Below are 24,698 nucleotides of genomic sequence, written 5' to 3'. Positions count from 1 at the left end.
TCGAGGTGCCTCATGGCTATTCCCGTGACCTTGCAGGACGCCCGCCGCCAGATCCAACTGGATGAGAACGACGAATCCCAGGATGCTGACCTCGTCCAGTTCATCGACGACGCCGCAGCGTGGGTTGAGGAATATATGCGCGACCAGATCACCGCGCAGCAGCAGGTCAACGCGGCCGTTGCGGCTGGTCTCGTGCCGGCCGAACGCGCCAATGACCTCATCGCCGCCCAGATCGCCGACTTGCCGCTGCTCGCCGCGGTTCAGGCCGCGCAGCAGCTTGGGCTTACCGATGCAGCCGCACGCGCAACGAAGGCGCTCGAGGATCAGCAGGCCGCACGAAAGGCGCTTAAGGACACGGAAGAGGTCGGCCGGTTCAACACCGACATGACCGATGGCCGGAAGCAGCTTGCCACGCTGGCCGAAGAGCTTCGACTGGTCGGTGCGACCAATAACGAGCGCGAGATCGGCCTGGCGACGCTCAAGGCGACGCAGGAAGCCGAGGCCCGGTTTACCGACCCCACTCGCCGCGCCGCGTACATCGCCCAGCAGGTCGAGATCGCAAAGGGGCATCAGGCCGTCACTAACGCCAGTGACGCGCTTAACGCGTCGCTCAGCGCCACTGCCGACCTGTTCGACACGATCGACCAGACCGCTCAGCGCGCGGCGCAGGGCATGGCCGATGCGTTCGGCAGCGTCGGTACGGCGATCGGCGATGCAGCAACGATCATGACCTCCTACTATGCGGACCAGGCGAGTCTGCAGCAGGCGCACGATGCTGCCATCAAGGAAGCGGGCACCGATCAAAACCGCATCGCCCGCGAGAACCAGCTATTCGCGATGCGTACCGCCTCGGCGCAGACCGCCGCCTATGGTGACATGGCAGCCGCGGCGAAGGGCTTTTTCAAGGAAGGTACCGCTGGCTACAAGGCCATGGCTACCGCCGAGAAGGTCTTCCGCGCGATAGAGTTCGCCATGGCGGTAAAGAATGCTGCGGTGCAGCTCGGCCTCATCGGCGGCGTTACAACGGCGCGCACGGTCGCTGCGGCAACCGGCGTCGCGACCGACACCGCGTTCACCGCGACCAGCGTCGTGAATGCCGGGATGCGCGCCGCAGCGGACGGTACCGCTGCGATGGCGAAGACTGCGTCATCCTCGCCATTCCCGTTCAACCTCGCAGGCATGGCTGTGATGGCCGCTGCGCTTGCGTCGCTCGGCATCTTCACCGGCTTTTTCGGTGGCGGCGGCGGCAAGAACACGCTCGCCAAGGCAAACGACGGCACCGGTACCGTGCTCGGGGATACCAGCGCGCAGTCGGAAAGCCTCAAGCGATCGATGGATGCGTTGAAGGAGGTCGATACCTTGACCAACACCTACGCGCGCCAGATGGCGGCATCCCTCAAGTCGATCGACAGCCAGATCGGCAACGTCGCGGCGCTGGTCGTTCGTGCTGGCGACGTCAACGCTTCGGCTGGCGTGAAGGAAGGCTTCGCCTCCGACAGCACTGGCAAGCTGTTGTCCGGCATCGTGACCGGCGGTGGGCTGTTCAGCAAGATCCCGGTGGTCGGCAGCATCATCGGCGCCGTCGGCAGCCTGATCGGTTCGCTGTTCGGGTCGAAGACGACGGTCGTGGGCAGCGGCCTCTACGGCAAGGATCAGCAGCTCGGCAGCGTCTTGGGCGGCGGCTTCGATGCGTCCTATTATTCGGACGTCGAGAAGAAGAAGAAGTTCCTCGGGATCAACACCGGCACGTCCTACTCGACGAAATATACCGGCGCGGACGCTGGCCTCGAAAACCAGTTCACGCTGATCCTCAAGCAGTTCAACGACGCGATCGCCGCGTCCGCGGGACCGCTCGGCATCGCCACCGGTGACGTGCAGGCCCGCCTCAACAGCTTCGTCGTCAGCATCGGGAAGATCGATCTCAAGGACCTCACCGGCGAGCAGATCCAGGAGAAGCTGACCGCGGTGTTTGGCGCTGCCGCTGACAAGATGGCGGCGACTGCAATCCCGGGTCTCGAGCGCTTTCAGAAAGTAGGGGAAGGCGCTTTCGAGACACTCGTCCGCGTCGCGTCGACGGTCGAAGCGGTCGGCACTGCGCTGGATCTGCTCGGCACTGCCACTCGCGGTTTCAGCATCGACGCCAAGCTTGCACTGGCCGACCAATTCGACAGCGTCAGCGACCTGACCAGCGCCGCGAGCGCTTATTTCGAGGCGTTCTACAGCAAGGAAGAGCAGGCCGCCGCCAAGACGGCGCAGTTCGCCAAGGTGTTCGACAGCCTCGGCATGGCGATGCCGGCAAGCCTCGCCGGTTTCCGCGAGCTCGTCGAGGCGCAGGATCTTAACACCGCCGCGGGGCAGTCGGCTTATGGCATGCTGCTCAAGCTGGCGCCGGCATTCGCCGACCTACAGTCCGCGATGGAGGGCGCCCGGAGCGCGGCAGATATTGCAGCCGAACGTCAGGACCTCGAGCGCAAGCTGCTCGAATTGAAGGGCGACACCGCGACGCTCCGTGCCCTCGACCTTGCCAAGCTCGACGTCAGCAACCGCGCCTTGCAGCAGCAGATCTGGGCGATCCAGGATGCCCAGGAAGCGGCCAAGGCTGCCGAGGCGCTACGGGACGCTTGGAAGTCGGTCGGTGACGGCCTCATGGACGAGGTGAAGCGCATTCGCGGGTTGACCGACGCGGGCAATGGCAATGGCTTTGCCGCCCTGCAGGGGCAGTTCAACACGGCGACCAGCGCCGCGCGCAGCGGTGATCAGGATGCGGCGAAGGGTTTGCCAGCGCTCAGCCAGGCGCTGCTCGCCGCGGCAGCGGAACAGGCGACCAGCCGGCAGGAACTGGAACGCGTGCGCGCCATGACCGCCGCCAGCCTCGAGGCGACCTATGGCGTGATCAGCGCGCTCGGCAACGGCACCACCGCGCCGACCGCCGAGCAGATGACCAGCCGACAGGAACTCGACCGGGTGCAGGCCATGAACAACGCCAGCCGCCAGGCCGCCTATGGCGTTGTCAGCGCGCTGGCTGGCGGGACCGCCGCGTCGGGCGCGACCGCCACGCCGATCGATACGATGATCACGGCAGCCGGCGCCGCGACCGGTAAGGCGCCCGCCCCGGCCAACGACGATCCGATCGTCAGCGCCATCGAGGCGTTGCAGGAAGAGGTCGCCGGCCTGCGCCGTGAAAATGGTTCTGCGCAGTCCGAGATCGCTCGCAACACCAAGGGGATCGATCGCAAGCTCGACGATGTCACAGCAGATCATAACGGCATGGCGTTCAGCGTCGGCAATGCGAGCGCCGCCTGATGAAGGTCGTCACCTCCGCAGGCGCGATCGAGCTCGGCACCGTCGAGACGGCGCCAACGATCGGCGTCATAGACTACAGCCGGCGGGTCACCGACGAATTCGGGGTGACCACGGTTGTGCAGCGCGGTTTCGCGCGTCGCATGACGGTGCGCCTCGCTGTGCCGTTCGACGACGTCGACGCGATCCAGCGCCAGCTCGCCCAGCTTCGTGCCACCTCGGCGACGTGGATCGCCGACGATCGCTTCGGCAGCCTATCCGTTCACGGGTTCTACAAAGAGTTCGAGGTCGACCATGCGACCGTGCCGCTCAGCTATTGCACGCTGACGGTCGAGGGTATGACCGGAGAGGAGGCGTTCACAGACGACGGCTCCGATCCGGCTCCGGCCGGGCAGGCGTCCAGCCTTCAGCTGCTACAGCCGATCGCGATCACAGACGCCGTCCTGACGTCGAGCAGCGTCGCCGAGGATGACGCCATCGAATGGACGGCAGCTGGCGGCTACGCCTTGGGGCAGCGCGTCATCCGGCGTTCGACGCACCGCGTCTGGGAAAGCCTGCTAGAGCGGAACGTCGGCCATGACCCGGCGACGACGACGGGGGCATGGCTCGACGTCGGACCGACGAACCGCTGGGCGATGTTTGATCAGGCGCTCGGATCCGTCACCACCGACGAAGCACCGATCGTGGTTACGCTGCGCCCCGGCCCCGCGGCGTCTGGCCTTGCGATCCTCGATTGCAACGCTGCGACCGTCCGCGTCCAGGCGCCCGGATATGACCGCACCGTTGCGCCGACGGGCGGATCCGGCGCTGCGCTGTTCCTCGATCTGTCGCTGGCGGCCGGGGCCAGCATCACGGTAACGCTGACACCGTTCGGCAAGGCCGCGACGCGCGTGGTCTGGGACGATGGGTTCGCGTGGGACGATTCGGTAACTTGGCAGGACACGGTTGCTGGCACCGCCACGGCGGAACCGCCAAGCTGGGCCGATGCCGAGGCCGTGAGCGACACCACCGAGTGGCAGGACAGCCGCGGTGGCGATGGCACCGTATTCGTCGGCACCTTGCTGCTCGGCATATTGCGGCCGCTCGGCATCACCGAGGGTTCGGCGACGTCGGGCATCACCGACTATAGCCGGCGCGAGACGGACGAGTTCGGCGAGACCATGATCGTCCCGCGCGCCTGGGCGAAGCGGATGGCGGGCAAGGCGCTGATCCGGACCGATGCGGTCGACCAGGTCGTCGGGCGGATCGCAGCCGTTCGCGCGGTGCCGTCGCTGTGGCTCGGCGACGCCGGTGTCGACAGCCTTATCGTCTACGGCTTCTTCAAGGACTTCAGCGTCGAGGTTGGCGAGACGCTGAGCAAGCTGACGCTTTCGATTGAGGGCTTCAGCGAAGCGAAGACCCCGGCACCACTAACGATCCCTTGGGAGAATGTCAGCGGCACGAAGCCGACCGAGAACGCTGACAACACCGGTGAGAACACGTCGAAGGACACTGGCGCCGTTGCTGGGGTGCCGGCGACGCAGGTCATTGCTGACGCGGCCTCGGTAAAGCAGCGCTCGGATATTCTCGAGAACATCACGATCCCCGCGATCAACAGCGCGGTCGCGGCGGCCAATGCCCTGATCAAGACAGCCGGGGCGAAGGCAGATGCGGCGCTCGCCGACCTGAATGCCAAGCTGCTCTCCGCCGGGATCGCTCTCGATGGGTCATTGGCGAGCGCCGATAGCAAACTCGGAGCGGCACGCGTCGCGGCCGATCTGGCTGTCAGCCGGGCAAATACCCGGATCGATGCGGCAATGACCGACCTCAACGCCGAAGCGAACCGGGCGCAGGGCAAGGACGAGCTGCTCGAACGCCGCATCGACAGCCTGACCGTCGTCACCAACAAGAACGACGGTGAGGTCCGCGCGCTGATCGAGACGGAGCGGCTAGTCCGCACCGACGATGTCCGTGCAATCGCGCGGACCATCGAAAGCGTCATCACCGATTATACCAGCCGGGACAGCACCACCAACACGCGGATTACGACCACGATCACCGCCTTGTCCGCTGCTGACAGGGCGTTGGGTGAGCGGATTGACACCGTCACCACAGAATTCAAAGAAGCAGACTCGGCGACCAGCACGCGGATCACAGACTCAGTCTCTGCGCTGTCCGCTGCTGACGAGGCTATCGGCAAGCGTGTCGATTCCATCGTGGCGGACGTGATCACCAACGACGCTGCTGCCCGCACCGAGATCAGCCGCGTCGAGCTGGCATCGTCAGCCCGCGACACCGCGCTTGGGCAGAGCATCGAAATCGTCGTGACCGATTATACTGGCCGCGACAGCGCAACCAACACGCGCATTACGACTCAGGTCACCGCCTTATCCGCTGCGGACAAGGCCCTTGGTGAGCGGATCGACACGGTCACCGCTGACTACCGGTCTGTTAATACAGCCACCAACACCCGGATCACCGACACGGCGCGCGCCTTTGCGGATGCCGACCAAGCGATCGGGCAGCGCATCTCAGAGGTGCAGAGCAGCTTCGCCCCCGGTGGCGGAAACCTGATCAGCAACACCGACTTCGTCACCACAGACGGGTGGGGCGAAAACCTGGGCATGCCTCGGCCAAATTACGGCGTAAACGCCGCTGGCCCTTCGTACCATCCAGTCGGCGAGAACGTACTTTCGATCTATCAGGCGGGGCGGGCTGGCGGTGCCGACGCGTATGCTGATTGGATATCCGATCCGGTAGCGATCGTCGGCGGATCGTTCGTTCAATTCTCTGCCATGTTCGCCTCACACCGTGCTGACACCCAAGCTTTTCTCGGCTGGGTCGGATCGGACGGTGTCATTTTCGAGTTCGTCAACGGCAACCGCAATACCTCCACCGAGAGGTTCGCAAACGATCCAAACCTGTTCAAGCGGTCAGGCGTGATCGCTGTTCAGGCGCCTTTGCGTGCAGTGGCAGCGCGGTTGCTAATGCGGAAGAATGATACCTATGAGGGTCAGGGCGACAGCTACGCTTGGTTCTGGCGACCGTACATCGGTGGCGCTCGTCAGGGACAAAATGCGTGGAATGATTGGTCGGCAGGTAGCGCGCGGGCGGTACAGACCGCCACGGCTGCTCGCGTTGCAACGAGCATCACAACTCTGACCGACGCCGACAGCGCGATCGGGCGGCGGATCGATACGGTTACCGCCGACTATGTCAGCCGGGACGCCACGACAAACGCTCGCGTCGATCAAACGGTCAGCGCAATTAGTGAGGGTGATCGCGCGCTCGGCATCCGGGTCGACAGTGTCGGGGCCAGCCTAGTGGCCACCGACAGCGCAGTGCGCGCCGAGATCGGTCGGGTCGAGCGTACATCGGTCGATCGAGACACGGCGCTAGGACAGCGCAGCGACACGATTACGGCATCGCTTAACGAAGCCAGCGGCCGGCTTTCGACCGTCGAAACCGCGGTCACCGACGGCAGGTTCGCCACGGCGCAGCGTGTCAGCAACCTCGAAGCGCAGGTGTCCGGTTCCGGTGGCGATCTGACGGCAAAGATCGACGAGCGAGTGACGGCGGTCGTCGATCCCAAGATTGGCGCCGTGACGCAGAGCGTGACGAACCTGCGCAGCGATTACAACGGCACAGCTGCCACGGTGCAGCAGCAAGCCGGCACGCTGGTTGACCTTGCGGGCAAGGCGCGAGCCTATGTCAGGCTAAACGCCGATGCCGGCAATGGATATGCCCAGCTCAGCCTGTTTGCCGACCAATACGGGGGTGCATGGGAGCTCGTCGGCAACGGCCGGATTGCCGGCAATCTTTTCGTCGATGGTACGATCACCACGAGCAAGGTCGCGCCGAACAATATCACCAACACAGTCGCGATCGCCGGCATGAGCGGCGGCGTAAGCCCTGAAGACACGGGTGAAACTGGGCGGGTTTATATCACCAGCACCGGCGGCACGATGAAGGTCGACGTACAGGCCGACGGCACTCGGACTGCTGGCTCCGGCAACATGCGAGCGCAGCTATTTGCGGCATACAACGGAACTGAGCTGGCTCTCTCCCGCGAAGTGGCATTCTCGCCATCAAATACAGCGGTTCCTGTCGGCTTCTTCCAGATCATCCAATTTCCGGCGGGGACAGCCGTGCAGTTTTTCCTTCGCTTCTTCGTCACCACCACAAACACGACGTGGACCTATACCAGTGCCGCAATCGCGGTGACTGAGTTCAAGCGCTAGTCCCGGAGGTTCATCATGGAACATTGGATCATCTATGACCTTGCGTCAGGCGAGGAGCTTTGGCGTGGCGGCGGGTCAGTGGGATCTGCCGCGCAGCAGCAATTCTCTGAAGGCATGGGCATGGTCATGGTGCCGGCACAAGTCGTGCGTGCGCCCACCCTCGATCTCGACGCTCTACGTGAAGCAAGCGCCGTAAAGATCGACGCCGAAGCCGAACTCATCCGCCAGCGCATTCTAACGCCAGGCGCCGGGCAGGCCATGACGTATCAGCGCAAGGAAGCCGAAGCGCGCGCATGGTCCCTCGACAACGACACCACCACGCCGTTCCTGTCTGCCGAGGCGGCCGCGCGCGGAGTGACGATCGCCGACCTCGCGGCCGAGGTCATCCATCTTGCCGACGCATGGGTGGCAATTGGTGCCGCGATCGAGGGGCTGCGCATGGGAGCCAAGGTCGCGGTAGGCCGCGCTGCGAACCTCGGCGCCATCGTTGCTGCCGGCAAGGTCGATTGGTCCGTCCTCAATGGCTGAGCGCTTCTGGCTCGGGCTGCGCCAGCTGCTCGTTGCGGTTGATCAACTCGTCTACATCCTGATCGCCGTGCCGATCTATGTTGTCGCGGGCGGGCCAACCCCTTCGGCTGACGAGACGATTTCCAGTCGCGTCGGCCGCGCTGCAATCAAGGGGCATCGCTGGGGGCTTATCCTCGAAGCGATCATCGACCGCCTCTTCGTCCTCATCGGCGCGGCGCCAGAACACTGCCGGCGCAATGTCGAAACCGCCTTCCTGGGCTGCGCGCCCAAACCCTGAGGGATCCTACCATGGAAGAACGCGAGCAACGCGACCGTCCCGGTCGCGGGAAGGGATGACGCATGAGCGTGACAGCCACGAGCAACTACATTGGCGAGGCGATGCGGTCGACGGCCGCGCTGGCGCCTCCCTCCCTCGCGAACAACCCAGGCCTGCTGGCGTGGAACCTGTTCGTCATGACCGCGGCCATGTGCCTCGGGCTGATGATGGCGGGCAAGCAGGCGCGGAGGATCTGGGCAGCGCGCGCGTTCGACCACCCGACCGATCCCGTCTCGATCTATCGGTTCGTCATTTTCCTTGCCGGGTGCGCGGTCGCCAGCCGGGGCGGCGCCGAGGCGATCAGTCTCTGGTCGTGGAGCTCGGGCGATGCCCGCACCATCGAACGGGTGGCGGAACTCAAACGCTGGCTCGATCCCGTCTCGGTCGGCTGCGGTTTCCTATGGATGGCCTTGCATATCCTCGCTGAACCGATGCTCGAGTTCCAGCTGCGCAAAGCCCCCCTGCCCGTCGACATGTGGTCGCGATGGCCGCAGCTGCGCCGTCCGATCGCTATCCTCATCGTGAGCCTTGCAATGGCAACCGCTGCCGTCGGGCTGCGGTAATGCGGGAGGGGGCTATCGCAGCGGTACCGGGCGTATCGGTACCGGTCATCTGGTCATTCATGGGATACAGCTTCCCGGCCGGTTCGATGATCGTCGGGCTTCTCGCCTGCCTCATGATCCGGCTGTTCATCACGCTCGACACGCCGGGTCCAAAGCGCTGGCTGCTCGATATGATCATCACCGGGATCGCGATGTTGGTCACCGCAGTCTGGATCGCGGAGCAACAGGTCGATCTATTCGCTGCGCTTGGCACGGGCGGCGCGCTGGGCGCCATCGGCACCGGCATCATCACCTTCTTCAAGCGTCGCGGGCAGAACGCGATCGATGCGCTCGACGCCGCTCTCCCGGGCAAGCCGGTAATACCGGCGGACATGACCGCCACCCTGCGCGAACTCGACAAGCAGGGATAACGGCCCGCCCCCAGGGTCAGCCAAGGACGGGCCGGCCAGGGCACGGTGGGTGTGGACCCTGGCGCTGCACGAACGATCACCTCGACTGATCGCCTCACATCAAAGAAAATAAGCATCAGTGGATGTAAGAGGCCTGAAGTGGCGGACAGCCATATCAGGCCGTTCTCCCTGCCCGTCGTAGCTGGGGCGGCATCGTGACGAGCAGGGAACCCTTCACGGGGAGGCAAAGCCTCGTCTGCAAAATGCCTAATTGCAGTTAATATTTTGTTAACGGCCCGCCTCAGCGACAAGGGGAAAAGCGCGAGGCGGGCCGGCCGGAGCTTTGAAGAACCCTCTGGCGCAATCTGAACAGCGCCAAAGTCGAAAACGCCTCACCATTGTAAGGAATTAAGCATGACGACGGCATTAGAGCCGGCGTGGCTTTGCCATGCCCGGTCGCTTCTTGGCACCCACGAAATAGTCGGTCGCACGCACAACAATGCCCTGATCGCGTTTCTCAACTCGGCGCGCAAATGGAACGGCGTGATCTGGAAAGACGACGAGATGCCGTGGTGCGGCGGCTTCGTCGCAGCATGCCTCGTCGCCGTCGGCGTGGAGCCGGTCAAGATCGCGGCGCGAGCGAAGAGCTGGGCGACTTGGGGTAGCCGACTGCGGCCCGACCGGCTCGCTCCCGGCGCGGTCCTCGTCTTCGATCGTCCAGGCGGGGGGCATGTCGGCTTTTATGTCGGCGAAGACGAGTCCGCATATCATGTGCTCGGTGGAAATCAGGGCAATGCGGTCTCGGTCACGCGCATTGCAAAGTCGCGTCTGACCGCCTCGCGCTGGCCTGCCGGCGTGCCCGTTATCGGTGGCGCTGTGAAAATGAAGACGATCGCGGGCGTGCCCTTTTCGTCGAACGAAGCATGACTTGGGCGGCGGGCTTTGCCCTGCTGCGACGTTTCCGGTGGGCCCTACCAATGCTCGGTCTGCTCGCCGCGCTGCACTTCACCCGCGAGACGCTCGCCGATCGCACGGCAACTCTGAAGGCCGAGCGGGCGGCGTGGAGCGCGGAGATCGCGAAGGCCGAGCAGCTGCGCGCCGCGGAGGAAACGCGGTTCGCCGTCCAGCAAACCACGGCGCTCACGACCTTCGCCGACCGCCTCGCGAATCGCGAACCCATCATCCTTCGATCCACTGACACCGTGAGGACCTATGCGCAAACTGCTGCTGGCCGTGCTGCCTGCCTTCCTGCTGACCGCGTGCGCGGCATCGACGCGCTCGACGCTGAGCTATTCGCCGGTGATCCCCCCAGTACCGGCCGAGGCGAAGAAGCCCTGCACGGCAACGCCGATGCGCCGGCAGCCGGACGGTAGCGCCAACAGCGCGGACGCCGAGGGCTCGCTGCGCGATGGGCGCGCCGACCTCGCGCTCTGTGACGCGCGCCGCGGCCTCGCTGTCGACGCTTGGCCGCACTGACACGTCGCCTCCCTGATTAATGCCCAACCCGCTTTCCTGAATAGGAGTGTCCACGCATGGCCGTGCTGACGAATATCCCAAACAACACGTCCGCGCGTGACTGGCGCGACACGGTCAACTCGCTACTCAAGCGTATTGCAGCGCTTGAGGCGGCGGGGGTACCGGTCGTAACTCCTGCGCCTGCATTCACGACGCAGCCTAGCATCACTCCGACCAGCGGCACTGCAGGCTCAACGCTGTACGCCGCGACGCCGGGCACCGTCAGCAACGGCTCTGTAGTGTCCCGTGTCTGGCTGCTGAACGGTACCGCCATCAGCAGCGGCGTGACAGCCCTGCCCGCGTCGTCTGGTACGCTCGCCTATCAAGAGACGGCATCAGGCCCGGGCGGTACGACGACGTCGACGGTTCAAGTGGCGGCAGTAACCGCGGCGACCGTCACCCCGACGCCGGCGCCGTCCTTCACTTCGCAGCCGAGCATCAGCCCGAACACCGGCACCGCAGGCACCACGACCTTCACGGCGACCGCGGGCAACGTCAGTAATGGGTCGATCACGGCGCGGTCGTGGACCATCAACGGAACGGTGATCAGTACCGGCATCACCGCGGCCCCGGCATCGTCTGGCACCCTGACCTATCAGGAGACGGCAACCGGATCGGGTGGCACCACGCAGTCCACGGTGCAGCAGGTGACCGTCGCGACCGCAGTGGCGGCAGCACCAGCCTTCACCTCGCAGCCGACGGTCAGTCCTTCGACTGGCACGGCGGGGAATACGACCTACACCGCAACGCCAGGCGCCGTGTCCAACGGCACGATCACGTTCCGTGCCTGGGCGCTCAACGGTTCAACCATCAGCACCGGGCTGACCGCAGCCCCCGCTTCCGCTGGCACGCTGACGTATCAGGAGTTCGCGACAGGCTCGGGCGGCACCGCTTCGTCGTCCGTTCTGACACGCCCGGTGTCCGCCGCAGCTCCTGCTCCGTCACCGGCCCTCTCGCTCTCGTCCGCAGTAGCGAAGGCCGAAGGCAACAGCGGAACCACCCTGTTCTCCTGGACCCTCACGCTTAACCGCGACGGAAGCACGGCTGCCTATCCGTTCACTTGGTCCATGGCGGGAAGCGGCGCGAACCCGGCCGATGCTGCAGACTTCGGCGGTGCGTTCCCAGCCGGCAGCGGCACGTTCGCAGGCGGCGAGACGAGCAAGACCATTTCGGCGCTGGTTGCGGGCGATACGGCAGTCGAGCCCGACGACACGTTCACCCTCACTGTGGTTGCGACCGGCCTGAACACCGTGACGTCAACCGGTACGATCAGCAATGACGATACGGCTGCAGCTGTGAGCAAGGTTCAAGTCGGTCGTCGCACCTTTGTGGCAAACGGGATGAACGCTGCCTACACCCGGCAGAATATCCGCCATTATGAGCCGTCTTCCTCAAGTGCCCTTGTGTCCGGCAAATGGCGGATCGTCGTTCCCAATTTCTACACCAACCAAGGTGGCGGTGGGATCGATCAAGGCATAGGTGCTGCTGTTGTAACCGCCTCGATCGAACACCCATCGGGCACGTTTACACAAATCACGTTCAGCGGCGGTACGGTCCTGAACCAAGCCTCAGGCGACGCAGGCACCGAAAGCGATCCTATTGGCCTGAATATTCCGCAGGGAACGGCCTATTACGTTCGTATTTATCGGCAGTGTGCCGGCGGCATTCTTATTTCAAATTATGCAGCTGGCCCGGTGGCAGGCAACACCGAGCTTGGCGACGACACCCTCGCAGACAAGACGATGAGCGGCACGATCGCACAGACGTTCAGCAATCAGTACTGGGCTCCGATCGCTATCGTGCAAGACGTCGATGCAACCACCAATCCCCGAACTGTGGCGATCTTCGGCGACAGCAAGGCATGGGGCGCTAACATCCTTGGCGTGAACCCGGGCGGCGGTGAAATTTACCCCATCTTGGTCAAGAGCGGTGCTCCGCTGACCGGCATCCTCCACCTCGCCATTTCAGGCTCCCAGATGCAGGATTTTGTAGCGGGCAACGGTGTCAAGCGCCTAGAAATCGCGAAGCGTTATGCGAGAAACCACATCATTCAGTGGGGCATCAACGATAAAAATTCGGGCGCGCGCACTGGCGATCAGATGATCGCTGACCGGCAAACGGTTATGGCAATGTTCCCCGACCCGACGCGCGTATGGAACTCGACAGTTGGCGTCGGCAATGTCAGCGGTACATATGGCTCATACGCAACACAGAATGTCCCCGCCAATGACGTTCATCGCGTTACTCTGAACAACTGGGTTCGATCGCTTCCGCGCTTCATTGAAGTGGCGAAGTGGTATGAGGACGGCGACAACACGGGGCGGTGGCTTTCGCCGTCTCCGCAGTTTGGTGTAGCGACCACCGGCAATCTTACGACTGACGGCACGCATCAAGCCAATACGCTTTCGCAGCAGTTGGTCGTAGCGAATGGCACGTTCGACCTCGATGCGATCACCAAGGCATGATCCGCAACCTCGTCAGCGCCGCCCTTGTGCTGCTTGTCGCTCCGGCGGCAGCGCAGACCGTGCACACCGTCACCGGTGCTAACCCGCCCGCGCAGTATAAGGTCTGCGCGGGCGACACCCTCGTCCTCAAGAAGCAGATGGGCCGCGAGCTGCTGCGCGATGGCTCGCGCGAAAAGGGCTGGCTGGGCTGGAACGATCGCAACCGCTCGAACGCGGCCGGCAACTGGTTTGAGACGATCGGCGCCACCCGGCTCCGGTTCGTCGAGAACGTTCAGGGCAAGGGTTGGGTCTATGCCCCGGTCGACGCGCGACCTTGCGCGGCACCTGCGGCACCGGTGGCAGTTGCGGCCGCCGCAGCACCCGCTCGGCCAGCAACGCCTCCGACACAGACTGCACACGCCGACCCGCTGTTCGGCGCAAACCTGTCGGGCGCTGAGGCCAGCGGCGGCGACGCGGTCCGCCCATCGGCGGAAGACTGGCGCGGCTACATCGAGAAGCACGGTTTCGGCCTGATCCGCTACCCGTTCAAGGATGACCGGATGACCCCGGCGCGCATCGCCGAGCTGAAGGTCCACGTGGCCTATGCGCGCAGCAAGGCAGTGCCGGTTATCCTCGACAACCACACCTATCGCTGGGACGCGCCATCCAAGTCGATCGCGTTCTGGACCAGCTTCGCGCGCAACTTCCCCGACGACGGCTCGGTGATGCTCGACCTGGTCAATGAGCCGAAAGGCTTCAACGACCCGGTGCTGATGAACGACTGGGACCAGTGGCTGCGTGACAGCAACCTGATCATCGCTGGCCTGCGCGCGAACGGAATCCGTCACCCGATCCTGCTCGAATATCCGCAATGGTCGGCGACCTTCCGCTTCGACAAGAAAGAGGGGCCGAAGAAGGCATGCGAGAGCGCGGGCTGCGCGATCGTCCGCGGGGGTGGCCTAAAGGATCCGCTGGGGCTCACGTTCATCAACGGGCACCGCTATTTCGACAGGGGTTCAAGCGGCACGAGCAACGAGTGCGTCGATAATACCAGCGGCTTCGTCGAGTTCGCAGAGCAGTTGCGCCGGCGTGGTCTGAAGGCCTACATCACCGAGAGCGCGTTCGCATCGCACTACGGCATGAAGGCCTCGTGCATAGCCGTCGGTGCCGAGGCGACCGCGGCCCTACGCGCGAACAGCGACGTCCTGCTCGGCATTACCTGGTGGGGTGGCGGCCGCATCTGGCCCGAGAGCTACATCTTCAAGATCGACCCGCCCAAGGCCGCGCGCTTCACGGCTCCCACCTCGGGTTATGTCGAGCGGCTGACGGGTCGCCGATAGTCCAGCATGAAAGGAGGTGATGCCCATGACCGGGTGCGCCGAGTTTCGCCAGTCCGGCTCCTGCCTGATAGCATGGCAGGGGCCAACGCCCGTCGCGCAGATCGCGTGGGACGCCGCTGAGAGCGGCTGGTACATCAACTTCCTATCCGTCGAGCAACCCCGTCTGCTCGCCCCGCTTCTGTCGAAATTCCGGAAGCTATGGCGCCGCAGCGGCAGGCCGACCCTCTCGTTTCACGCATCCCCCGATAATCAAGTCATCGGGAGGCTTATAGGGATCCTCGGAGCCGACTGCTTCGCGGGCCTCTATACCATTGTCGACTTGAACCATCACAGTAGGAAGAAGCACCATGAGCAAGACCGAGAACGCACGCTATAAGAAGCTCTCCGCCAAGGGTAAGACCGAGTACGGCCGCGATCGTGCGAAGGATGCTGACGCCAATGGCGGCACGTTCAACGCCACCCTGGCGAAGCTGCACGCGGGCTATTACGACGCGATGTGACTGAGGCGCCCGGTTCGAAAGGGCCGGGCGTTTCCCCTCTGGGACTTCAGGTCCCCGCCTACGCCGAAAGGGTGGCGGGCCTGCAACCAGATAGCACCTACACCTCCCGGCCATCATGCTGGTGTTTTTCATCGGTACACAGTTAACATGCTGCAAATAAACGAAAGAAAAGTGTGTTAACCTTAAACTAAAAAACTTGAGACTGCCGCTGCACGGCTATAGCTCTTTGGCGGCAGATCGTCCCAAGTCAGGAAATTGTAAAAATACTTCACTCGACACGGGTTTTCGCCTGAGGCAGGCATTCCGTCATGATTGGCAAACACATACCCGCCCTTGATGGAATTCGCGGCTGCGCAGCAGTCCTGGTTGTCCTATCCCATCTTGCACGGGTCGGTTTGACCGATACGACTCCACAGTTTTCAGGACCCGCTGGGGTTCTCTTATTTTTCGTTCTTAGTGGCTTTCTGATGGGCCATCTTTACCTGTGGAAACCAATGGATAGGCCTGCGATCGTGCGATACCTTATCGCCCGTATCGCTCGCGTTGTGCCGATCTACTATATCGTCGTCATAGCAGCGTTTTTCATCTCCCAGTTCTCGGGCCCTGATTTCATTTACTACATGTCGGCAATGGCGACCGTTAAGCAATTGCTATTTGTCGGTAGCTCGCATGTCTTTTGGTCTATCCCGCCAGAGTTTCAGTTCTACTTTGTCTTCGTGGGAATATGGGGGCTGGTTGCGAGCGGCAAAGCAGTGAAATACCTGCCCGCCGTTCTGTTCGTTTCCGCTCTGATATTTTTGGCCCGGCCGGTGTTCCCAGGCATAACGGTTTTTAGCCATTTGCATATTTTCCTGACTGGGATTGCTGTCGCACTTATTAGGCGGCGCATGGTCGAAGGGGCCGTGAGTCAGGCTGTGGTGTCCTTCGTTCAAATCGCGTCGACATTGGCCGTGGTTTTCCTGCTACTATCGCCAGTGAATTTTCGTGAGATGCTTTCGGAAAGCTGGCAGCACGACGGCGCGGTTTACGGGCATATTCCTATTGCGCTGGTAGTAGGATGTTCGATCTTGTCGTTCTCTATCGACACCGTATTTGCACGTTTCGTTTTCGGCAACTGGGCAGTTCGGCAACTCGGGGCGATTAGCTTTTCGCTATACCTGCTGCATGAGCCCGTTATGGACTCTGCTCGCCGGGTTGCTGACGCTGCGGGCATATCGTGGCCGGGACAAATGGTCATCGCCTTCGCGAGCGCCTTGGCGGCCGCAATGATCTCCTATCGTTTCCTAGAGATGCCGCTCCAAAATATCATCCGAGGCGCCGCGACGAAATTTCTAGCACGCAAGATGCCCGCACCTGTCGCGGTGATGTGACTTCGGCCTAGCCGACCCGCGAATACGCATATTCGGCGCGCAAACATCACGCCCGCCAGATGACGCAATTATTTAATCGACGCGGCGTGGCGCGCTGACCTGTTCGAGCTGATCCGCGCACCGTCCGACCCCGGCTGGTTGCTGCTGACCAAGCGGATCGGGGATGCCGCAGCTATGCTGGAAGCCGCGGGCGGGCTGCCCGCGAACGTCGCAGCATTTAGTCGGCCCTAATAATCCAGCAACGCCTCGTCCCCTGGGGGGTAGCGCTTTTCAGTCGGGTTCAGTGATCGAATTGCCGTCCGTTCGGGCTCCGGTAAAGCTGCCGAGGCCCGCCTGTTTCTGCCGCCAATCGCACTGTTTTTCCGGAAGCCCCGCATTTTCGTCGGAATGGCCTATCCATCCGCCAAGTTCACCAAGCTTTACACTCATCACAAAGCAGTTCGCCCGCATCCTTGGCATTACCGCATCGGCATTGATGTGACAGCGTGGCGGTTCGACTATTCAACATCGCTCTGCTGAGCCACCTTGCGGGCCAAAAATACACCCTCACTAGTAATGCCCAGATCGGCACGACGCCCTCGCTCCATCAAAATTCGCGTGCCTTTACAGACATTTGCCATGTGTGACGAGTGATGCAGGTTGCGCAAATAATTTCTTAGTGCCTCATCCCCGGGAAGGTAGCGCTCTTCGGGCAGGTTAATTGATCGGATCGTCGTCGTCGAGCCGGCCGCGCCGCGATGCAGCCGCCCAGGCCGCGCCGTCTTCGGGCGCTTGCCGCACTCCCCGCACCGGAAGAACCGGGTCATCGCTGGCCTCACCAGACGCTTTTTCCGAAGCAATCCTCGCACGCCTTCTGGTCGCTGTCGCAGTCTGCTCCGCAGTTGTGGCATCTACCGCCGGCGGGGTGGGTCGATTTCGCGCGCACCGCTTCGGGGCTTTCACGGAACCACCATTCCACCGCTCGCCGCGGTGCATGAAAAAGCCAAGAGAGCATTGCGTTTCCTTGCTGTAGTGGAAGTTCATAGCACTACGCCCAGCGTTAAGCAGCAGGCGGTTACGTAGATGTTGCTCACCCTCCCCACCATGGAACTGTCCCGCGTCGCTGGCGCCAACCTCGGTCCCCGGGTAGGCGTCGACGTCGACCTCCTTATGCCGTCCACAGCCACAGATCAGATCTATGGTCCGGATACCGAGGGACCGCATGGTTCGATTTTAAGTTGTTAAACGTCGACGGAGCGACAGGGCGGCAAATCCAATAAAAGCCGCCTTTATCGAGTCACATTTAACGTCGGCAACGTGTTTCATCACGCGATCGAGGAACCCCCCTCCGTCACAAAGGTCGTTTTCGTCTCGATATTCCGTTGACCACCAATTAAATTGGCGATGATCCGTCTCGATCGGTTTGAAGTAGCTGATATTGTCATGACGTGAATCGTTGGCAATCCGGTCCATTACGAGCTGCACAGCGGCAGCGTCTCCCTCCAACGCCTGTACAAAGCGGGTGCCGTCAAATAGTAGAAGACCGGTGATATTTAGAGAACGGTTTCTGGCGGCAGCAAGGTCACGAAGGTCGGCCAAGTCTCGCGCCGTGAATCTGTGTTTGGCTCTGCTAATGTAAATAACAATCCGCATTAGGTCCCTCGAACCGAATTGCAGGAGAAACATGTCGATCGACGGGACTCCGGCCGAGAGCAAATTTTCACATTGTTTTGGTTAAAAAGTATTTAACGGCCCCTGATTGAGCTTCGGCAGGGATGACTTACGTCGGTCAGATTGCGTGATCGAGCTCCGATCGTTCCGGTAGCGTGAGTGCCTGTCGGGCAGCGACAGCCATCTCACGAAACGCCGTTTGCCAGGTAGCGCCAGCCTGTCCCCACGGTGTCCGGTCCTCGACCCGCTCCATGCGGCTCTCCCACATGTACGCCGCGACGTGCTCTATAATCGCATCTTCATCGTTGCTAGTGCAGAGCCGGCACCGTCCCGTCATATCAAATCCTTGCAACTTTGTTCCCTATACGTTCCATAGGCGAATGCATCGCCAAACGCGAATCACAGTTGATCTGGCGGTCCAGGTTCTGAGGGGCACCCTCAGCGATACCGCTAATGGCCGCGTCGACACGCCAGCGGTGCGCTTAGCCCTGCGATGCCTCTGGCATCACTGCCCGGAGCGCTGGCCACTCGTCATGTTCTGGGAAGGTGCGCAGCAAGATAACGAGATCGGCCGCAGCCAGAGCGTGACGGCCTCATTCAACGGGATAGTGCGCCAGTTGCGCCGATCCGGCGCATATTCCGAGATCAGCAATTCGCAGTAGGTCCGTAAGTGCCTTTGATAACGTCGACTGCAGCGGCGATACGGTGCCAATCCTTTACGGCGACAGGGTCGCCGATAGCAGCGACCATCTGATCGACGATATAATCTGGGGTATGTTCGCCGTGTTCGGCAAGGATCACGCCAGCCTGTATCCAGATCTCTCGATCTTCCATCGGCCAAGCGCGCGCCATCAGCCAATTATGACCACGCTCAGTGGCTCCGTCGTGCCGTCCTTAAAGTGGACCACCACCCGGTCGGGAAGCACGTCGGCTCGCATCTCCAGTACGCGGCCACGCTCGCTGCGGACCTGGACGATCACGTCAGGTCCGAGGTCATGCTCGAACACGGCGACGTCCTTCGTCTTATCCGCGACGATCTTGCGTACGGTCACTTGTCGAGGTTACGTCGCTCGATCTCAGCGAGCAGTGCTTCAGCATCCAGGCATTCTCGTTCGCCGTCGGTTTCCCTATAGGCCTTGATCAGGTCCTCATCCGTTGCACCGCCGACCAGCTCGACAATCTGCTGCTGCATGTCGACGATCGCGACTGCCGACATTGGGTCCGCCCACATCGATCCGACCGACGTGTCGATCCCCGGGGTCGGCATGAGCGCGATCACATCCTGCGCAGCCAGAAGCCGCTGCAGTTCGGCTAGGAGGGGTGAAGCAATCAGGGGCTCGGACATATCTCCAACCTAGGCGTGGCCAATCGATTCGGGCAAACTATCTTCGTGAACGGACTGACCGCCTCCATCGTTGGCATCGACGTCCCGAATGAGGACAAGAGCAAGAGCAACCGGCACGCCTGCACGCCGCCCCGGCTGATTCCGCCAGGGTGACAGCAATAGATCAAAAACTTCCGCCAACGCGGTGATGCCGGACGTTTTTCTTGGCGGCGGTGCCGGAACGAAGCTATTGGGACGCGTGGCCCTCGGTCAGTCCAGTGATCCCAATGTTTGTCAGCACCGAAGGGCTTGATCCCATCTCGTATCTGTCCGGCCTAACCATGAATGTCCCCACCGCGTTTGCGCAACCGCCTATCTGGCGACCGCGCGGCCTGCCCCGATGGTCGCCGCACTTGAATTCTTGCGAGCCTGCGACCATCGATTACGCGTAGAGCCGCCGGCAGAGCGCCGATCAATCACTACCGATATAGCCGAGCTTCAAGCCTGATGGGCTTTCAGGGCGTCGGCACCCCCCAAACCATGGATACCGGGCCCTATTCGCTGCCGGATAGGGCTTGCTTAAGGGCCTTGAATTATGGACGTCGCATCTGATCACAAGGGGCAGGCGCCCGGCTCCATTCGCCGTTCATTCCTGTGGGCGGCAATCGGTCAGACGGGGATGCTCGTCATACAGTTTGGCAGCTCGGTCGTGCTGGCGCGGATCCTGACGCCGTACGAGCTTGGCGTGTTCGCGATTGCGCTGGCAACGGTCGGCATGATCACCGCGTTTCAGTCGCTTGGCCTTGGCAACTATCTGATCCGTGCCGACGTCGTGGATCGCGATGTCCTGTCGTCGGTCTTTAGTGTCAACATTCTGCTGTCTATCGCTATCAGCGCGATCATTGTCACATTCGGCCTGCTAGGCCAGGCGCTGTTCAAAGATCCCGGGGTTCAGACGGTGCTGTTCTGGATCGCCTGGACGCCGCTGATCAATGCTCTGTCGCTGGTCCCAACCGGACTGCTCCAGCGAGAGGGAAACTTTAAATCGATCTCAACGATCCGCCTGATAAGTTCTCTGACGGGGACGATCTGCACAGTCCTATTCGCGATCGCGGGCTTTAGTTACATGAGCCTCGCCTATGGCAGCGTCATAACGGCCGTCATGGGTTCAGTTGCGACCTGCCTCGTTGCCCCGCGCCACGTCCAGTTCCGCCTGGGCACCCGTCACTGGCGCGACATCTACAAGTTCGGCTCACGGATGCTGATGATCAATGGCGTCGTACAGATGCAAAACCAAGTATCGAATTTTGCGCTGGGCAATCTTAGCGGGCTGTCGGCCCTCGGTCTCTATTCCCGCGCGAACAACCTTTTCAGCATCCTGTCGGATAACGTGCATACCGTTCTCGCGCGGGTTCTAATCGCCGACTTTGCCCAGATCGCACGCGACGGCGCACCGTTGCGGTTACGCTACCTTCGGGTGCTCGAATTCATGACCGCGATTCTATGGCCGGCCTTCGCCGGCATGGCCGTTCTGGCGGGACCAATGGTTTACATCCTCTACGGCGCGAAGTGGACCGCGCTTGCGCTTCCGCTGGCGGTGCTGTGCTTCAACGGAATCCTGTGGGTTTCGGTTACGATGGCGTGGGAGCTCTTTGTGGTCGCGAAGGAGACCTCGAAACAGGCACGGTTCGAAATTATCCGGGCGACTGTTGGGGTTGCGCTGTTCGTGACCGGCGCACTGTTCAGCCTCACCGGCGCAATGGTGGGCCGCGTCGCCGAAGGCATGTTCGCCGTATTCCTCTATCTGCCGCACATCAAGAGAATGACAGGAAGCCACGACGGAGACTTTCTCCCTATCTATAGACGCAGCGCGGTGGTCACCATCGCAGCGATCTGCCCGCCGCTCCTGCTGATGGTGTGGCACGGATGGGATGCCCGGACCCCGTTCGTGCAAGTCGCGATGTCGGTCGTGGCCGGTGGTCTGCTCTGGGCGCTCGCGCTTCTCTACTACCGTCACCCGATCATCACCGAGCTGCGCGGCCTAGCGGCTCGACGCCGGTCCGCCTAGCCAGCCTATCGTCCCGGGTCACCGCCCGACGAGCGTCTTAACCCGGGTCCGCAGCGTGCTCGGGAGCGCGACGCGGAACAGGATTCGTGCCATCACGGTCGGCAGGCGCTTCGCCGGCGCCAGCACCAGCGCCTCTGCAATCAGCCCCTTGATGGCGAGGCGCACGGCGGTTCCAATTATCAATTCCTGCAGCGCTATGCGGTTGTCCGGCGTCATGATGTCGCCATGCGCGTTCAGTGCATCACGGATAAAGCGGCAATCCTCGACCGATGGCTCGAACGGTCTGTAAAAGCACAGCTCGACGAGTTTTGCGGACAGTGCAACTGCAAGCCAGTCCTGCTCCGCCGCGGATAGCTGCGCGCATCCCACCGTGTAGAGGTCCGTCATCGTCGTCGCCTGCTTGATTGCGTCGTACAGCGCGAGATCGAACACCAGATCCGGCACGGTTCGCGTGCGACGCTGCGCCGAGATTGCGACGAGCTGCGCGCACAAGGCCCCCCGGCGCCCGGCAACGACCGACTGGCTCGTAATGCTGCCGTCATGCATTCGGTAACTGCCCAGCGGTTCGGTAAGATTGTGCAGCCGACCGAAGCCCTGAAGCCGCCAATACAGATCAGAATCCTCCGCGATCAGTAGAGGGCGATAGCCACCGGCCGCGTGAAAGCTTTCGGCACGCACCATCAACATCGGCTGAAGCAGGTAGGGCTCGGTTGCAGGGATGCTGAACGGATCAGCGCGCGCGAGATCGCGAAGCCGCGTCAGCGTGCCGAGCCAGCGCCCGTCCGCGTCGATTTGCCGTGCCGCGCCCGCGACCGCAACACAGTCGGGGTTTGCCTCGAGATAGCGGATCTGCCGCTCTAACCGGTCTGGGTTCGACAGGTCGTCGGCATCATGCCGGGCGATAAAAGGGGCGGTGCAGGCCGCAAGCCCCGCATTGAGTGCCGCGACGATCCCACCATTGGCCTGCGTGATGACGTGGATGCGCGGATCCTGTCGCGCGGCTTGTGCGAGCAGTTCCGGTGAATTGTCAGTCGAGCCGTCATCGACGATGATGATCCGGATGTCCCGGATCGTCTGTGCTTGAATGCTAGCCAGGGTCTCGGGCAGGAACCGGCCGGCATTATAGGTTGACATGAGCACGTCGATTTGGGCGGTCAAGGGGGCGTCCTTCATGCGAGTTGCTGGCGGTCGTTGCTCTCGCGGCACGGTCCGGGTCAATGCATAACGGCAAATTATCTTGTTAAGAACTCAGACGGCGAAATCGACCGTCGCTGGCGCGTCAGCCTGAACAAATCCCGTCTTAGTCTCGAGCTATGTAGAACGGCTGTCGGGGCGCTAATAGTCTAGCAGCGCCTCGTCCCCGGGCAGGTAGCGCGCTTCGGTCAGGTTCATTGATCCGACTGTTGACGCGCCGGCCGGGCCACTGTGTAGCCGCCCAGGCCGCGCCGTCTCCGGGCGCTTGCCGCACTCCCGCACCGAACGTGGCCGGCATCTGCCGCAGCGCAAACGCACGAACAATGCTTTTGTAAACAACTCACCCTGCCTCTTGAGGACACCGGATCGTCGTAAGGTCGTCAATACACTGCTAGCAATTAGTATTAATGAAATATTAACCATTTAACGTTGGTTACGCCGAGAGGGTCGGCGTTTTCTATCAGCCCAGAAGGGGACCGGAAATGCGTTATTGGATCGTCGACAAGCCGATTAAGTGATCAGGGCGCCCGGTTCGAAAGAGCCGGGCGTTTCACCGAAGGCGCAGCGACTTGTCTGCGGGCAGGTAGAGCGCTTCGGTCGGTTCAACGACTGGACGATTAAGGCGCCGGTTGCGAACTAGTGCGGTTGTGCTGCCTGCAGGCTTCCCGACACTAACCCGCGCACGACGTTACGATGTAGTAGGCATTGGTTTGGTTTCGCGACGCCCTCGCCCCCTAAAATGAAATTGTAACTAGTCGCGATCAGTATTTCTGCCATCATTCTCGCATGATGATTCTGTATGGCGTACTCGCGATCGTTTGGGGCCTCCCAATCGCTATTATCCTGGCGACCTCGGTTGGCTATGGTGTCTCTACTCGGTTCGCCCGTTTTATGCGGATACACCTTGGGCTCTGACGCCACCGATTAGAGGCGGTCGCATTCATCGCTGCGGCGACGCCCGTTCGATCATCAGGTAAAGCCTGGGGCTGGACCTTCGCCTGCCTGTACGGCCATCGCGATGATGTGTTTGATAACTGGCTCCGGAATGGCGTTGGCCACGTCAAGCCCGAATTGATCGCGATAAGACCAAGCTACCCAACCCGAGTACGTGGCGAGCCCCGGTATATCGATTGAGAGAAACCGTCCGACAGTGACCCCGTATTCTGAGCGAATCTTGAAGCCCAGGGTAGACACGTTTTGAATGATTGCCGAATGCTTATCTCCGAGAGACGTTATAACTACGGCCGGATGATTCATAGCCGTTCGGTTTGAGCACCGCCGATCAAGCGGATTGTTGCCGGCATTGGCCATCGAGCGGCGATAGGTGTTCATGGGGCTATCGTCCGTCAGGGTCGCTAAGATCTGGTTATGTCTGGATTTAACCGCGTCCCGTGGCGCATTGCAAAGGCCCACCGCCCCTGGCAAGTTCTCGTTATGACACACTTGTCACAGCAGCGTTATATGAACGATCATTCCGCGGGTCGGGTTAATGCATCCGCCCGTTCTTGATCGTGTCGACAGCGGCAGCAACACGCGCCCAATCGCCGATCTCGGCGTCGGGGCCCACGATGTGCAGCAAGGTATCGACCATCGGCTCTGATACAAATAGTCTGCGTGCCTCGACGATCGTCATCGCCTTAAGCCAAACTTCTCGAGTGCTCATCATAGCCCGAGCTTACGCCGCCTAATCTCGATCGTCAGCGCGTCCGCTATCGGATCGCCGTCATTCTTATCGGTTCGCTCGTATGCCTGTAGCGAACTACGGTCATCGCGGAACTTGATGACATCGGGATGCACTGACGGTGTAGTCATATCCTAGGACTATGCGCGGTTGCCCACGCCAGGCAAGGCATCACGCCCCGCGAGCCAAGACACGTTCTGCATAGCGTCCAGCACAGCAGCGGAGCGCCCAGTTGTTGTTGCCCCCTAAAGGCCTGACAGAGCCTCGCAGGTTTGCGCGATGAACTCGCGTGGGGA

The 24,698-nt window shown here is 62.0% G+C and carries 21 protein-coding genes; 13 read left to right on the top strand and 8 right to left on the bottom strand.

Annotated elements, in window-relative coordinates; genetic code table 11:
• The first annotated feature begins 12 nt into the window (after window positions 1–12).
• The 12 genes from IFT87_RS13410 (at window position 13) to IFT87_RS13355 (ending at window position 16,485) form a co-directional block, all read left to right on the top strand.
• Window positions 13–3,303 carry a hypothetical protein gene (locus tag IFT87_RS13410; RefSeq protein ID WP_192008887.1) on the top strand — a complete coding sequence of 1,097 codons (3,291 nt, stop codon included), beginning with the start codon at window positions 13–15 and terminating at the stop codon, window positions 3,301–3,303.
• Window positions 3,303–7,520, top strand: a complete 4,218-nt coding sequence (locus IFT87_RS13405; RefSeq protein ID WP_192008885.1) for a hypothetical protein — start codon at window positions 3,303–3,305, stop codon at window positions 7,518–7,520. The genes IFT87_RS13410 and IFT87_RS13405 overlap by 1 nt, the downstream gene beginning before the upstream one ends.
• Window positions 7,521–7,535: 15 nt before the next feature.
• On the top strand, window positions 7,536–8,048 hold the full coding sequence (locus IFT87_RS13400) for a hypothetical protein (protein WP_192008883.1): 513 nt from the start codon (window positions 7,536–7,538) through the stop codon (window positions 8,046–8,048).
• Window positions 8,041–8,325, top strand: coding sequence for a hypothetical protein (locus IFT87_RS13395; RefSeq protein ID WP_031441156.1), 285 nt, complete (start codon window positions 8,041–8,043; stop codon window positions 8,323–8,325). The genes IFT87_RS13400 and IFT87_RS13395 overlap by 8 nt, the downstream gene beginning before the upstream one ends.
• Window positions 8,326–8,387: 62 nt before the next feature.
• Window positions 8,388–8,927, top strand: a complete 540-nt coding sequence (locus tag IFT87_RS13390) for a hypothetical protein (protein WP_192008881.1) — start codon at window positions 8,388–8,390, stop codon at window positions 8,925–8,927.
• A gap of 59 nt (window positions 8,928–8,986) precedes the next feature.
• A complete protein-coding gene (locus IFT87_RS13385) occupies window positions 8,987–9,337 on the top strand; it encodes a hypothetical protein (RefSeq protein WP_206757228.1) in 351 nt (116 codons plus the stop codon).
• 393 nt (window positions 9,338–9,730) lie between these two features.
• Window positions 9,731–10,243 carry a TIGR02594 family protein gene (locus tag IFT87_RS13380; RefSeq protein WP_192008879.1) on the top strand — a complete coding sequence of 171 codons (513 nt, stop codon included), beginning with the start codon at window positions 9,731–9,733 and terminating at the stop codon, window positions 10,241–10,243.
• Window positions 10,244–10,293: 50 nt separating this feature from the next.
• Window positions 10,294–10,689 (top strand): hypothetical protein, encoded by a 396-nt coding sequence (locus tag IFT87_RS13375; RefSeq protein ID WP_192008878.1) that lies wholly within the window; start codon window positions 10,294–10,296, stop codon window positions 10,687–10,689.
• Between the two features lie 159 nt (window positions 10,690–10,848).
• Window positions 10,849–13,296, top strand: coding sequence for an SGNH/GDSL hydrolase family protein (locus IFT87_RS13370; RefSeq protein WP_192008877.1), 2,448 nt, complete (start codon window positions 10,849–10,851; stop codon window positions 13,294–13,296).
• A complete protein-coding gene (locus IFT87_RS13365; protein ID WP_192008876.1) occupies window positions 13,293–14,615 on the top strand; it encodes a cellulase family glycosylhydrolase in 1,323 nt (440 codons plus the stop codon). Before IFT87_RS13370 ends, IFT87_RS13365 begins: the two co-directional genes overlap by 4 nt.
• A gap of 347 nt (window positions 14,616–14,962) precedes the next feature.
• Window positions 14,963–15,115 carry a hypothetical protein gene (locus IFT87_RS13360; protein ID WP_156360493.1) on the top strand — a complete coding sequence of 51 codons (153 nt, stop codon included), beginning with the start codon at window positions 14,963–14,965 and terminating at the stop codon, window positions 15,113–15,115.
• 308 nt (window positions 15,116–15,423) lie between these two features.
• Window positions 15,424–16,485: an acyltransferase family protein gene (locus IFT87_RS13355; protein WP_192008875.1), complete on the top strand. Its 1,062-nt coding sequence runs from the start codon at window positions 15,424–15,426 to the stop codon at window positions 16,483–16,485.
• Between the two features lie 497 nt (window positions 16,486–16,982).
• Here IFT87_RS13355 and IFT87_RS13350 read toward each other — a convergent pair whose 3' ends face one another.
• From IFT87_RS13350 to IFT87_RS13330, 5 genes are all read right to left on the bottom strand, one after another.
• Window positions 16,983–17,291: a hypothetical protein gene (locus IFT87_RS13350; RefSeq protein WP_192008874.1), complete on the bottom strand. Its 309-nt coding sequence runs from the start codon at window positions 17,289–17,291 to the stop codon at window positions 16,983–16,985.
• 406 nt (window positions 17,292–17,697) lie between these two features.
• On the bottom strand, window positions 17,698–18,117 hold the full coding sequence (locus IFT87_RS13345; protein WP_274602547.1) for a BLUF domain-containing protein: 420 nt from the start codon (window positions 18,115–18,117) through the stop codon (window positions 17,698–17,700).
• A 663-nt stretch (window positions 18,118–18,780) separates the two neighbouring features.
• Complete coding sequence (locus IFT87_RS13340; RefSeq protein ID WP_192008872.1) at window positions 18,781–18,987, bottom strand: hypothetical protein; 207 nt, start codon at window positions 18,985–18,987, stop codon at window positions 18,781–18,783.
• The gene (locus IFT87_RS13335; protein WP_192008870.1) at window positions 18,987–19,187 is read right to left on the bottom strand and encodes a hypothetical protein; all 201 of its coding nucleotides are present in this window, start codon (window positions 19,185–19,187) and stop codon (window positions 18,987–18,989) included. The genes IFT87_RS13340 and IFT87_RS13335 overlap by 1 nt, the downstream gene beginning before the upstream one ends.
• Window positions 19,184–19,480 carry a hypothetical protein gene (locus tag IFT87_RS13330; protein WP_192008869.1) on the bottom strand — a complete coding sequence of 99 codons (297 nt, stop codon included), beginning with the start codon at window positions 19,478–19,480 and terminating at the stop codon, window positions 19,184–19,186. Before IFT87_RS13330 ends, IFT87_RS13335 begins: the two co-directional genes overlap by 4 nt.
• Window positions 19,481–20,054: 574 nt before the next feature.
• On the opposite strand from IFT87_RS13330, the gene IFT87_RS13325 reads away from it, so the two are divergent.
• Window positions 20,055–21,527 carry a lipopolysaccharide biosynthesis protein gene (locus IFT87_RS13325; RefSeq protein WP_192008867.1) on the top strand — a complete coding sequence of 491 codons (1,473 nt, stop codon included), beginning with the start codon at window positions 20,055–20,057 and terminating at the stop codon, window positions 21,525–21,527.
• Between the two features lie 18 nt (window positions 21,528–21,545).
• On the opposite strand, the gene IFT87_RS13320 is transcribed toward IFT87_RS13325, so the two are convergent.
• The 3 genes from IFT87_RS13320 to IFT87_RS13310 all read right to left on the bottom strand — a co-directional run bounded on the left by IFT87_RS13320 (window position 21,546) and on the right by IFT87_RS13310 (window position 24,354).
• Window positions 21,546–22,685 carry a glycosyltransferase family 2 protein gene (locus tag IFT87_RS13320; RefSeq protein WP_197975279.1) on the bottom strand — a complete coding sequence of 380 codons (1,140 nt, stop codon included), beginning with the start codon at window positions 22,683–22,685 and terminating at the stop codon, window positions 21,546–21,548.
• 1,005 nt (window positions 22,686–23,690) lie between these two features.
• A complete protein-coding gene (locus IFT87_RS13315; protein ID WP_192008864.1) occupies window positions 23,691–24,053 on the bottom strand; it encodes a hypothetical protein in 363 nt (120 codons plus the stop codon).
• A 154-nt stretch (window positions 24,054–24,207) separates the two neighbouring features.
• Entirely contained in the window at window positions 24,208–24,354 is a 147-nt protein-coding gene (locus tag IFT87_RS13310; RefSeq protein WP_192008863.1) for a hypothetical protein, read from the bottom strand.
• Window positions 24,355–24,698: the final 344 nt, after the last annotated feature.

Origin of the sequence: Sphingomonas sp. CFBP 8765, from assembly GCF_014841445.1 — a bacterium.
Taxonomy (GTDB): Bacteria; Pseudomonadota; Alphaproteobacteria; order Sphingomonadales; family Sphingomonadaceae; genus Sphingomonas; species Sphingomonas aerolata.
Note: the sequence above shows the minus strand (reverse complement) of the source record. Positions and strands in the feature narration are given on the sequence as shown.

Bases quoted from the DNA above. Each gene is read 5' to 3' on its own strand.
- IFT87_RS13345 (WP_274602547.1), bottom strand. From the start codon at position 18,117: ATGCGGATTGTTATTTACATTAGCAGAGCCAAACACAGATTCACGGCG.
- IFT87_RS13390 (WP_192008881.1), top strand. From the start codon at position 8,388: ATGAGCGTGACAGCCACGAGCAACTACATTGGCGAGGCGATGCGGTCG.
- IFT87_RS13375 (WP_192008878.1), top strand. From the start codon at position 10,294: ATGCTCGGTCTGCTCGCCGCGCTGCACTTCACCCGCGAGACGCTCGCC.
- IFT87_RS13325 (WP_192008867.1), top strand. From the start codon at position 20,055: ATGGACGTCGCATCTGATCACAAGGGGCAGGCGCCCGGCTCCATTCGC.
- IFT87_RS13405 (WP_192008885.1), top strand. From the start codon at position 3,303: ATGAAGGTCGTCACCTCCGCAGGCGCGATCGAGCTCGGCACCGTCGAG.
- IFT87_RS13385 (WP_206757228.1), top strand. From the start codon at position 8,987: ATGGGATACAGCTTCCCGGCCGGTTCGATGATCGTCGGGCTTCTCGCC.
- IFT87_RS13355 (WP_192008875.1), top strand. From the start codon at position 15,424: ATGATTGGCAAACACATACCCGCCCTTGATGGAATTCGCGGCTGCGCA.
- IFT87_RS13370 (WP_192008877.1), top strand. From the start codon at position 10,849: ATGGCCGTGCTGACGAATATCCCAAACAACACGTCCGCGCGTGACTGG.
- IFT87_RS13410 (WP_192008887.1), top strand. From the start codon at position 13: ATGGCTATTCCCGTGACCTTGCAGGACGCCCGCCGCCAGATCCAACTG.
- IFT87_RS13350 (WP_192008874.1), bottom strand. From the start codon at position 17,291: ATGACCCGGTTCTTCCGGTGCGGGGAGTGCGGCAAGCGCCCGAAGACG.
- IFT87_RS13365 (WP_192008876.1), top strand. From the start codon at position 13,293: ATGATCCGCAACCTCGTCAGCGCCGCCCTTGTGCTGCTTGTCGCTCCG.
- IFT87_RS13380 (WP_192008879.1), top strand. From the start codon at position 9,731: ATGACGACGGCATTAGAGCCGGCGTGGCTTTGCCATGCCCGGTCGCTT.
- IFT87_RS13310 (WP_192008863.1), bottom strand. From the start codon at position 24,354: ATGACGATCGTCGAGGCACGCAGACTATTTGTATCAGAGCCGATGGTC.
- IFT87_RS13330 (WP_192008869.1), bottom strand. From the start codon at position 19,480: ATGTCCGAGCCCCTGATTGCTTCACCCCTCCTAGCCGAACTGCAGCGG.
- IFT87_RS13315 (WP_192008864.1), bottom strand. From the start codon at position 24,053: ATGAACACCTATCGCCGCTCGATGGCCAATGCCGGCAACAATCCGCTT.
- IFT87_RS13400 (WP_192008883.1), top strand. From the start codon at position 7,536: ATGGAACATTGGATCATCTATGACCTTGCGTCAGGCGAGGAGCTTTGG.
- IFT87_RS13360 (WP_156360493.1), top strand. From the start codon at position 14,963: ATGAGCAAGACCGAGAACGCACGCTATAAGAAGCTCTCCGCCAAGGGT.
- IFT87_RS13395 (WP_031441156.1), top strand. From the start codon at position 8,041: ATGGCTGAGCGCTTCTGGCTCGGGCTGCGCCAGCTGCTCGTTGCGGTT.
- IFT87_RS13340 (WP_192008872.1), bottom strand. From the start codon at position 18,987: ATGGCGCGCGCTTGGCCGATGGAAGATCGAGAGATCTGGATACAGGCT.